At 60.1% G+C, this 10,454-nt stretch carries 7 protein-coding genes, 1 tRNA gene and 2 pseudogenes; 5 read left to right on the top strand and 5 right to left on the bottom strand.

Annotation, left to right across the window (positions count from 1 at the left end):
• A pseudogene (locus HLUSI_RS28645) lies at window positions 1–319 on the bottom strand (acetylornithine deacetylase); the annotation flags it as partial.
• A 253-nt stretch (window positions 320–572) separates the two neighbouring features.
• On the opposite strand from HLUSI_RS28645, the gene HLUSI_RS0113645 reads away from it, so the two are divergent.
• Window positions 573–1,970, top strand: coding sequence for an aminotransferase-like domain-containing protein (locus tag HLUSI_RS0113645; RefSeq protein WP_029363499.1), 1,398 nt, complete (start codon window positions 573–575; stop codon window positions 1,968–1,970).
• 139 nt (window positions 1,971–2,109) lie between these two features.
• Here HLUSI_RS0113645 and HLUSI_RS0113650 read toward each other — a convergent pair whose 3' ends face one another.
• Entirely contained in the window at window positions 2,110–2,349 is a 240-nt protein-coding gene (locus HLUSI_RS0113650; RefSeq protein WP_016834502.1) for a hypothetical protein, read from the bottom strand.
• A 113-nt stretch (window positions 2,350–2,462) separates the two neighbouring features.
• On the opposite strand from HLUSI_RS0113650, the gene HLUSI_RS0113655 reads away from it, so the two are divergent.
• Complete coding sequence (locus HLUSI_RS0113655) at window positions 2,463–3,863, top strand: aminotransferase-like domain-containing protein (RefSeq protein ID WP_016834503.1); 1,401 nt, start codon at window positions 2,463–2,465, stop codon at window positions 3,861–3,863.
• A 54-nt stretch (window positions 3,864–3,917) separates the two neighbouring features.
• Here the strand turns inward: HLUSI_RS0113655 and HLUSI_RS0113660 are convergent.
• Window positions 3,918–3,993 (bottom strand) — tRNA-Thr (locus HLUSI_RS0113660).
• Between the two features lie 163 nt (window positions 3,994–4,156).
• Here HLUSI_RS0113660 and rarD point away from each other — a divergent pair.
• Window positions 4,157–5,047, top strand: a complete 891-nt coding sequence (rarD, locus tag HLUSI_RS0113665; RefSeq protein ID WP_016834504.1) for an EamA family transporter RarD — start codon at window positions 4,157–4,159, stop codon at window positions 5,045–5,047.
• A 157-nt stretch (window positions 5,048–5,204) separates the two neighbouring features.
• Window positions 5,205–5,771 (top strand): type 1 glutamine amidotransferase domain-containing protein, encoded by a 567-nt coding sequence (locus tag HLUSI_RS0113670; RefSeq protein ID WP_029363501.1) that lies wholly within the window; start codon window positions 5,205–5,207, stop codon window positions 5,769–5,771.
• A 105-nt stretch (window positions 5,772–5,876) separates the two neighbouring features.
• On the opposite strand, the pseudogene HLUSI_RS28650 reads toward HLUSI_RS0113670, so the two are convergent.
• Together HLUSI_RS28650 and pepN are read right to left on the bottom strand one after the other, a co-directional pair.
• A pseudogene (locus tag HLUSI_RS28650) lies at window positions 5,877–6,883 on the bottom strand (class 1 fructose-bisphosphatase).
• Window positions 6,884–6,959: 76 nt separating this feature from the next.
• Window positions 6,960–9,659, bottom strand: coding sequence for an aminopeptidase N (pepN, locus tag HLUSI_RS0113680; RefSeq protein ID WP_016834506.1), 2,700 nt, complete (start codon window positions 9,657–9,659; stop codon window positions 6,960–6,962).
• Window positions 9,660–9,819: 160 nt separating this feature from the next.
• Here pepN and HLUSI_RS0113685 point away from each other — a divergent pair.
• A partial coding sequence (locus tag HLUSI_RS0113685) for a DUF4136 domain-containing protein (RefSeq protein WP_016834507.1) occupies window positions 9,820–10,454 on the top strand: 635 nt, incomplete at its 3' end.

Consider the following 10,454-nt stretch of genomic DNA (forward strand, 5'->3'; position numbering starts at 1 on the left):
GGGGGGGGGGGACCCGGGTGGCGATGAAGGGATCGCTGTCCCAGTTCTGGCCGTCGGCAGGCACGACATCGGTGTGTCCAGAAAATACCGTGCCGAAACCTGGACCTTCGCCATAGGTGGCAAACAGATTGGCCTTTTTCGTACTACGGTCGTAGGTCAGTCGCACCGAGGCGCCCAGCGCCTGCAGATAATCGCGCGCCCATTCGATCAAACCGAGATTGGAGTCGCGGCTGACGGTCTTGAAGCCGATCAGCTCGTTTAGCGTCATCAGGGTTTCCGGCGATGGCTCCGCGCCGCGAAACGGGGTGGCAAGGCTCATGCGTTCCTCTTGGAAAATTTGAAATGTTTCCGAATCAAGTTGACCGCCGACCATGACAGATTGCAGACAGAATCGAAGCGCAATTCAGTCAGTTCCATGCAAGCCATTTGCGATTCCAGATACCCGGCAAGACCTTGATTCAGTAGAATGAGCACATGTTAGAGAGCATCGACAAATGGAGCGATGCACAGATTTGCAATATTTTTGATTTGCTGTGCAGGTATTTGAACAGTACAGATTGAGGAGATGATGAATGGCCTTGATACATCTATCGGCCAGTGTGCGCATGTCGCTGGTGGAGCAGATTGTGGAGCAGCTGCGCAAGCTGATCGACAAGGGCACATTGCGGTCGGGTACCAAGATGACGTCGATTCGCCTGTTCGCGCAACAGCAAGCAGTCAGCGTGCATACGGTGGCCGAAGCCTATGAACGCCTGGTCGCGCTGGGCTATTTCGAATCGCGGCCGCGCAGCGGCTTCTTCATCAAACGAGCCCATACAGCGGAGCAGAAACGCGATCCCACGCAAAGCTTTGCCAAGGCCTTCGACCACCTCTGGCAACTGCGCTCGCATCTGATCAACGCCGACGGACTGCTCAATGTCACGTCCGGCAAACTGCCCACCGACTGGATGGATGCCGACATGGTGCGCGCCAGCCTAAAGTCGGTCGCGGCCAAGATCGACTCCGCCATGCTGCAATATGGCGATCCGCATGGTTACCTACCATTGCGCAGCCTGCTTCAGACGCGTCTGAGCGATCTGGGCATCCATACCCAGTCCGACCAGATACTGTTGACGGGCGGCGCCTCGCAGGCGATGGATCTGATCATCCGCTATCTGCTACGTACAGGGGACAAGGTGCTGGTGGACGATCCCGGCTATTTCAATCTGTTCAGCAACCTGCAGATGCAAGGTATCGAGCCCTTGCCGGTGCGTCGCAATCACGACGGTCCCGACCTCGATATGCTGGAAAATCTGGCGCAATTACACCGCCCCAGGATGATGTTTACCCAGTCAATACTGCAGACGCCCACCGGCTCCACCATCTCTGCTGGCAACGCCTATCGCCTGCTGCGCCTGGCCGAGCAATACGACTTCCGCATCGTTGAGAACGATGTCTATGCCGACATGCTGGGCGAACCAGTGCCGCGCATTGCCGCCCTCGACCAGCTCTCTCGCGTGTTGTACGTGGGCAGCTTCTCCAAGACCTTGTCGGTATCGGCGCGGGTCGGTTATGTGGCTGCTGCCGCTGCCGATATCCGCGATCTGGCCAACATGAAGATGATTACCAGCATCACCAGCGCGCAACTGGCCGAAAAATTTGTTTTTCACGCACTGACCGAGGGCCTATACCGACGCTCGGTGGAACGCCTTCGCCTGCGTCTGGCCGCCAGTATGGCGGAGACGGAAAAAGCCTTGCGTCCGCTGGGCTTCCAATTCTTTTGCCGGCCCCTTGGCGGCAAGTTCGTTTGGCTGCGTCATCCGAATTTCGAGAGCTCTTCAGATATATGGAAGCTGGCCGGCGACGCCGGCATCGTGATCGCTCCGGGCAAAGTTTTTCGCAGCAGCATGCAAGACACGCCGTGGTTCCGACTCAACGTAAGCTATGGAACAGAGCCCGCTCTTTTAAAATTCCTCAGGACGATTTGTTAAGCGCAGAATGTTCTTAAAGCGTTACGTCCCAGGCTGATCTGATGAGAATCTCGTCTGCAATCGGCCAGAAGCTGACAACGGTTGGATAAAATTAATAAAAATGAAGGGTTCGACGATGTCCGACGGACGCAAGGTTCGTTCATGGGAAGGTCAAATCCAAACCGAGCATCCTGCCAAGGGCGAAAGTGACGAGTCCCAGGCACAGAAGCGATAGCACCGCGATTGCGGCCACCTTGCCGCCCGCGCGTAGCACCGCACGCCTCTCCTTCTCCGTCCCCTTCTTCCCTTGATCGTAATGCCATTTGACGGCAAAGAACATGCCCGTGCCGAGCACGAGGACCTTGAACACAACGAAAACTATCGGGACCCATTCCATCATTTTTTAGTACTTCCAGAGAGAGGAGAAAACGTCAGCGACCGCCATGCAAGGATGGTGTTGCTGCACGTCCTGACGCATACTACTTGAAAGCAATTTCCATACATTGAGACAAAATGTCCCAGTCGAAAAACATACAAGATGAAAATTTGCCAATCTGGTTGCCGCGATTGTCCGTGCACGGCGGGCCGCGTTTTTTGCAGATTGCGGATGCGTTGCAGGCGGCGGTGGCAGACGGATCGCTGAAGCCGGGCGACCGTTTGCTTCCGCAGCGCCAGTTGGCGGCACAGTTGGACGTCGACCTGACGACGATCACCCGCGCATACGACGAAGCCAGACGCCGCAACTTGCTGGAGGGCCGCGGCGCCCGAGGTACTTATGTCGCGGCGCCAAAAGTCGAATTGATCTCGATCCTCGACCTGAGCATGAATACCCCGCCACCGCCGGAGGGCGTGGACTTCGACGACATGTTGAAACAAGGTTTGTCTCAAGTATTGATGAGGGCCGACAGTGAATTGCTGATGACTTACCATCTGACCGGTGGAAGCGACTCCAACCGCAAGGCTGGAGCCAAATGGCTGGCGCCGATGTTTGGACATCTGGATTCTGGACAGGTTGTCGTCTGTCCAGGTGCGCAAGCGGCGATCGCTGCATTGATCCTTGCACTGACGGAGCCTGGCGATGTTATTTTGGCAGAGCCAATGAGTTATCCCGGCTTGCGTGCCGCAGCGACCCAATTAGGCCGGCACGTCATTGCGGTGGAAGCAGACGAGCACGGGATGGTGCCTGAGAGGTTTGAGGAAGCGTGCCGCCAACACAAGCCTGGGCTGGTCTACCTCAATCCGACATTGCAGAATCCGACCGCCGTCACCATGCCGGAACGCCGGCGCAAGGAGTTCGCCAGCATCGCGAAGCGCTGCAATGTACGCATCGTCGAGGACGATCCCTACTGGCTTCTTGCCGATGGCCCGCCTCCGCCTATTGCCAGGTTTGCCCCGGAACAGGTGTATTACATCTCAACCCTGTCGAAATGCCTGACGCCCGGCTTGCGTATCGCCTTCGTGCTCATACGCGATCCGCACGAACGCGAACGTTTCCTGGCCGCGCTGAGATCATTTGCGCTGATGGTCGCTCCTCTGACGGCGGCACTGGCCACTCAGTGGATCCTCGACGGTTCGGCTGACGGATTGATGGAAGGCGTACGCAACGAGGCGCGCCTGCGCCACCGGATGGCCCGGGATATCTTGGCGGGGCGGTACAGCGGCGCCGGAGACGGCCTGCATGTATGGCTCGAATTGCCGGCGTATTGGAACTCCTCACAGCTTGCGCATGCAGCTGACAGCGAAGGCATCGCCGTCACACCGGCGGAGGCATTCGCAACCGGCAACGGGTCCGTGAATGCAATTCGGATCTCCTTGGGCAGCATCAAGGATCGTGGACGCTTGCTGGCGGGTCTTCAACGGCTGTCTCATCTGCTGGCACGGCGGCCCGAGTCGTTCAGCGCTGCCGGAGTTTAACTCCCGGGGAAACACTCTGCATCATCCGGAAGTTCTCTCAATGCGGTCGCACAGTGGTGCTGATGAGAGGAATCGAACCTCCGACCTACTGATTACGAATCAGTTGCTCTACCAACTGAGCTACATCAGCACGGAGCAATATTTTAGCAAAAACCACCGGCAAGGTCCCTCGCCTGTCCCGAAGCAGCGAGACTTCATGCTTTCTTCACATAAGCCCAAGCAGCATCGGCGCAGCGACGTTACAATCGCCATCGCACCATGTTGGTGCCTTGTTCGATTACCACTCTTCCCTCATGAATCATTCCGAAACGGCACGCGGCATCGCTTTGTCGGTGACGGCGTCGCTGCTGTTCGCCCTTCTCTCCGCCTACACCAGCTGGCTGACGCCGCTGGACGGGCTCGACATCTTTGCCTGGCGCATCTTGTGGACGCTGCCGCCGGCGTTGTTGCTGATCGTCTGGCGCAAACATGGCGCGCAGTTGCGCGATGCCGTTGTTGCATTGCTGCGCAGTCCGTTGCAGGCGCTACTGTTCGTGGCGATGACGGCGATGCTGGGCGTGCAGTTGTGGCTGTTCCTGTGGGCGCCGGTGAATGGGCGCGCACTGGAGGTGTCGCTCGGGTATTTTTTGCTGCCGCTGGCGATGGTGCTGATCGGGCGCTTCTACTATCACGAGCGGCTCGACGTCTGGCAGCGCATCGCCGTGGTGTGCGCGATCATCGGCGTGTTGCATGAGCTGTGGATGACGCGTGCGTTCTCGTGGCCGACACTGCTGGTGGCGCTGGGGTATCCGCCCTACTTCATGATGCGACGCCGCCTCAAGCTCGATTCCATGGTGATCTTCATCATGGAGATCTTCCTGCTCACGCCGGTGGCGCTGTACACGCTGGCGATCAGCCCCAATCTTGCGGGTGTATGGCAACGCCCGGACATGTACCTGATGCTGTTGCCTGGACTCGGCCTGCTTAGCACGGTGGCGCTGGATTGCTATCTGCGCGCCAGCCGCCTGTTGCCGATGGGCCTGTTCGGCATCCTCGGCTATGTCGAGCCGGTGTTGCTGGTAGTGGTGGCGATCATCCTGCTCGATGAAACGGTGAGCGCGGCGCAGCTGTGGACGTACATCCCGATCTGGATGTCGGTGGGCTTCACCGCAATCCACAGCGTGCGGTTGATGCAGCGGCGCTGATCCACAGCTGCTTCCGTCATCACCGTCGTCGCTATTCTGACGCCGCCTTCAGCACTACGCTGATAGGCGGCGTCGTCGCAAGGGCGCAGGATGATCGTTCTGCCGGCAGGGGAATCCATTCTCTGCCGGGACCACCGTTCAACATGGAGAAATCATCATGGCCAATCCATCCTCATCATCTTCCCCTTCAGCTTCACCGCTCTGCGTCGCCATCCTCGCCACCGACGGCTTTGAACAAGCCGAGTTGCTGGAACCGAAGAAGGCGCTCGAAGCCGCCGGCGTCAAAGTCGACGTGATCTCGTCCAAGGCCGGTTCGCTGCAGGGCTTCAAGCATGTCGACAAGGGCGAGCAGGTCAAGGTCGACAAGACCTTCGACCAGGCGCGTCAGGAAGATTATGCCGCCGTGCTGTTGCCGGGCGGCGTGGTCAACGGCGATGCCATGCGGCTGGTGCCAGAAGCCGTCGAATTCGTGCAGCAGGCCAATGCGGCCCACAAACCGATCGCGGCGATCTGCCACGGCGGCTGGCTGCTGATCTCGGCCGGCCTGGCGAAGGATCGCACCGTGACCAGCTGGCCGAGTTTGCAGGATGACTTCAAGAACGCAGGCGGCAAGTGGGTCGATCGTGAAGTGGTGCAGGACGACAACTTCATCACCTCACGCAAGCCGGATGATATCCCGGCCTTCAACAAGACCTTGCTGGAGGCGTTGAAGAAGGCTGCATAAGCCAATAAACCGATAAACCGGTAAGCCAACCGCACGTCGGCGCAATAAAAAAGGGACTTGCTTCGCAAGTCCCTTTCGTTCATCCCGCAATCCGACAAGGAAAATTCATTCCTTGTGATAACCGGTGACGCGCTCGACTTCGTTCTTCGAACCGAGGAACACCGCGACGCGTTGATGCAGTTTCTCCGGCTGGATGTCGAGGATGCGCTGGTCGCCATTGGTGGCGGCGCGCCGCCGGCCTGCTCGACGATGAAGGCCATCGGGTTGGCTTCGTACATCAGGCGCAGCTTGCCCGCCTTATCCGGTTCACGCGCATCGGCCGGATACATGAAGACGCCGCCGCGGTTGAGGATGCGATGTACGTCGGCGACCATCGAGGCGATCCAGCGCATGTTGAAGTCCTTGCCGAGCGGACCGGTCGAGCCGGCCAGCATTTCGTCGACATAGCGCTTGACCGGCGGATACCAGTGGCGCGCGTTGGAGGCGTTGATGGCGAATTCCTTGGTGTCCGCGGGAATCTGCATGTCGCGCTGGGTCAGCACCCAGGCGCCCATTTCGCGGTCCAGCGTGAAGCAGTGCACGCCGTCGCCGGTGGTCAGCACCAGCACGGTTTGCGGGCCGTAGACGGCGTAGCCGGCGGCGACTTGCTTGGTACCCGGCTGCAGGAAGTCTTTTTCCGACGGCGTGGTCATGCCGTCCGGCGCCTTCAGCACCGAGAAGATGGTGCCGATGGAGACGTTGACGTCGATGTTGCTGGAGCCGTCCAGCGGATCGAACATCAGCAGGTATTCGCCTTTTGGATAGCGGTTCGGAATCGGATGGATGGTTTCCATTTCTTCCGACGCCATGCCGGCCAGGTGACCGCCCCATTCGTTGGCTTCGAGCAGGATTTCATTGGAGATGACGTCCAGCTTCTTCTGCACTTCGCCCTGCACGTTTTCGCTGCCGGCGCTGCCCAGCACTTCACCGAGCGCGCCCTTGCCGACGGCGTGGCTGATGCTCTTGCAGGCGCGGCCGACGACTTCGATCAACAAGCGCAGTTCGGACGGGATCTTGTTGTGCAGACGCTGCTGCTCGATCAGATGCTGGGTAAGGCTGATGCGTTTGGTCATGTTGTTCTCTCTTAAAATCAATGCAGATTCGTTGCGGCGCCGGTCGGTGTTCTGACAGGCGTCAGGTTATTCATGTTTATTTATCGGCCAGCGACTTGGTGATCACCTCGGCGACGTCGCGCGACAGCTTGGCCGTGCCGGCAACCTGGCGCAGGGCGTTGCGCATTCTTTCCTGCAGCGCCGGTGAATACTTGCGCCAGCGGTCCAGGCTGCGCGCCAGGCGTGCGGCGACTTGCGGGTTGCTGCCGTTGAGCGCGATGACTTGCTCGGCCCAGAAAGTGTAGCCGCTGCCGTCGAGCGCATGGAAGGCCGAAGGATTGCCGTTGCAGAAGCTGAAGATCAGGCTGCGCGCGCGGTTCGGATTCTTCAGGGTGAAAGCCGGATGCTGCGCCAGCGTGCGCACGGTCTCGACGTCGGCGGTACGGGCAGTCGCCTGCAGCGTGAACCATTTGTCGATGACCAGGGCTTCCTGTTCGAACTCGTTGTAGAAGTCTTCCAAAGCCTTGACCTTGCCGGCGGCGCCGCTGTTGGTCAGCGCGGAGAGCGCGGCCAGGCGATCGGTCATGTTGTTGGCGTTGTCGCATTGCTGTTGCGCCAGGGAGTGGGCCTGTTCGTCGTCGAGCTCGGCCAGGTAGGACAGCACCACGTTCTTGAGCGCGCGCTTGCCGGAGGCAGCGGCGTCGGGGCTATAGGCGCCGGTGTCGTGATTGTCGCGGTAAGCCTTGAGCAGGTCGGCGCTCAACTCCTTGGCCAGCGTGCGGCGCAGGAACTGGCGCGCAGCGTGGATGGCTTGCGGATCGATGACTTCCATCTGCTCGGCGATCATGGTCTCCGACGGCAGCGTCAGCACCAGTTCGCGGAACGCCGGGTCGAGCGAGGCGTCGTTAAGCGTGGCGCGCAAGGCATCCGTCAGCGCGCTGTCGTGCTGCAGGCTGTGCAACACGGAATCGACCGAGACCACGTGGCCCGACTGGCGTGCGGCCTGCACCGCAATGGTCAGGTTGAGCAGACGGCGCGTGGCGAGGCGTTGGCCTGCTTCCCAGCGGTTGAACGGATCGCTGTCGTGCGCCATCAGGAAGGCCAGCTCGGCGTCGCTGTAGTCGTATTCCAGCACCACCGGCGCGGAGAAGCCGCGCAGGATCGACGGCACCGGTTTTTCGGCGACGTTGGTGAAGGTGAAGGTTTGTTTCGCTTGCGTCAGTTCCAGCACGCGGGTGGTCTGCGCCGACCTGGCGGTCTTTTCGCCGGCCAGCGTCAGCGCCAGGTCGCGGCCCTTGCGGTCGAGCAGACCAACGGCGACGGGGATGTGGAACGGCAGCTTTTTCTTTTGACCGGGTGTCGGCGGGCAGGATTGTTCCAGCGTCAGTTCCAGCGTCCTGGCCCTGGCGTCGTAGCGTACCGAAGCAGCCACGCGCGGCGTGCCGGACTGGCTGTACCAGCGCTCGAACTGCTTGAGGTCGCGCTTGTTGGAATCCGCCATGGCGGCGCGGAAATCGTCGCAGGTCACGGCCTGGCCGTCATGGCGCTTGAAGTACAGGTCCATGCCCTTGCGGAAGCCGTCGCGGCCGAGCAGGGTCTGGTACATGCGCACGACTTCGGCGCCCTTTTCGTAGACGGTGACGGTATAAAAATTGTTGATCTCGACGAAGGAGTCGGGACGTACCGGATGCGCCATCGGGCCGGCGTCTTCCGGGAACTGCGCCTGGCGCAGCACGCGCACGTCGTCGATGCGCTTGACCGCGCGACCGCTGTCGCTGCCGATCATGTCGGCGGAGAATTCCTGGTCGCGGAACACGGTCAGGCCTTCCTTCAGGGACAGCTGGAACCAGTCGCGGCAGGTGACGCGGTTGCCGGTCCAGTTGTGGAAGTATTCGTGGCCGACCACTGCTTCGATGTTGGCGTAGTCGACATCGGTGGCGATGCGCGGATTGGCCAGCACGAACTTGGTGTTGAAGATGTTGAGGCCCTTGTTCTCCATCGCGCCCATGTTGAAATCGCCGACGGCGACGATCATGAAGCGGTCCAGGTCGAGCTCCAGGCCGAAGCGTTCTTCATCCCAGCGGATGCTGTTCTTGAGCGAATCCATGGCGTGCTGGGTCTTGTCGAGATTGCCCGCCTCCACCCACACCTGCAGCAGCACTTCGCGGCCGGATTGCAGCTTGTATTTTTCTTCCTGGCAGACCAGCTTGCCTGCCACCAGCGCGAACAGGTAGGACGGCTTCTTGAACGGATCTTCCCACTTGGCGTAATGACGGCCGCCGGGCAGCTCGCCCTCTTCGATCAGGTTGCCGTTCGACAGCAACACCGGATATTGCTTCTTGTCGGCGCGCAGCATCACGGTGTACTTGCCCATGACGTCGGGACGGTCCGGGAAGTAGGTGATCTTGCGGAAACCTTCGGCTTCGCATTGCGTGAAGAAATTGCCGTTGGACACGTACAGGCCCATGAGCGACGTATTGCGCTGCGGTTGCGTGGTGGTTTCGATTTCCAGCGTAACCTTGGCGGGCGCGCCGGCGATGCGCAGGATGCCGCCCTGGATGCGGTAGTCGCGCGCGGTCAGCGTTTTGCCGTTCAGGCGCAACTGCACCAGTTCGAGTTCTTCGCCGTAGAGCTCGATATCCTTGCCGGGAGCCGCCGGATTGCGCTGCATCACGATGCGCGTGGCGACGCGGGTCAGTTCAGGTTCGAGGTCGAAACCCATTTCGACGGTGTCGACAAAATAGGTCGGTGCGGCGTAATCTTTGCGGTAAATCGTCGGAGGCGTATCGGTGCGCATGGAGGATATCCCGGGAAAGGTGCAATAGAATGCATTAGGAACAAAACACGATTTTACCAATCAACCGATTGGATAGGCAGAAAAGGGCGAGAATAGTGCCCGGAACATTTCCACCGAAGCCGTCAGCCGCAATCTGCCTTGTCAATATCGGAGAACCATCATGAAACGCTTGCTTGGCATCATCTTCACTGCAAGCAGCATCCTGCTCGCAGGCTGCGCCAGCACCATCAGCAGCGACGTCACCGCCTTCCATGCCTGGCCGAACGACCTGCCGGACAAGTCCTACGTCTTCACGCCGACCAAGGACCAGGAAAGCAGCCTCGAATACCGCAATTACGAACAACTGGTGCGCGCCGAGCTGCAACGCCTGGGCTTCACGGATGCCGCCGGGGCCAAGGCGCCCTTCAAGGCGACCCTCAAGGTGGCGTTCAGCTACGGCATGCAGGCCGGCACCGTCGTCGTAACCCAGCCGGTCTATGATCCGTTCTGGTATGGCCCGACCTATCCGGGATGGCGCGGACGTCCGTTCGGTCCCTGGGGACCCGGACCGTTCTACGATCCGTTCTGGGGGCCGCCGATGCAGACCACCACCTTCCCTGTGTTCCAGCGCCGCCTGTACCTGAGCATCACGCGCGCCGACAGCGACCGCAAGCTGTATGAAGTGACGGTCGACAGCGAAGGCCGCGAAGCGACGCTGCCGATGGCCATGCCGTACATGGTGGCCAGCGCGTTTTCGGAATTCCCGGGCCCCAGCGGCGTTTCACGCGCCGCCGTTTCGCGTTTGAAAAATTCGAC

Source organism: Herbaspirillum lusitanum P6-12 (assembly GCF_000256565.1).
Lineage (GTDB): Bacteria > Pseudomonadota > Gammaproteobacteria > Burkholderiales > Burkholderiaceae_D > Herbaspirillum > Herbaspirillum lusitanum.

Bases quoted from the DNA above. Each gene is read 5' to 3' on its own strand.
- pepN (WP_016834506.1), bottom strand. From the start codon at position 9,659: ATGCGCACCGATACGCCTCCGACGATTTACCGCAAAGATTACGCCGCA.
- HLUSI_RS0113670 (WP_029363501.1), top strand. From the start codon at position 5,205: ATGGCCAATCCATCCTCATCATCTTCCCCTTCAGCTTCACCGCTCTGC.
- HLUSI_RS0113645 (WP_029363499.1), top strand. From the start codon at position 573: ATGGCCTTGATACATCTATCGGCCAGTGTGCGCATGTCGCTGGTGGAG.
- rarD (WP_016834504.1), top strand. From the start codon at position 4,157: ATGAATCATTCCGAAACGGCACGCGGCATCGCTTTGTCGGTGACGGCG.
- HLUSI_RS0113655 (WP_016834503.1), top strand. From the start codon at position 2,463: ATGTCCCAGTCGAAAAACATACAAGATGAAAATTTGCCAATCTGGTTG.
- HLUSI_RS0113650 (WP_016834502.1), bottom strand. From the start codon at position 2,349: ATGATGGAATGGGTCCCGATAGTTTTCGTTGTGTTCAAGGTCCTCGTG.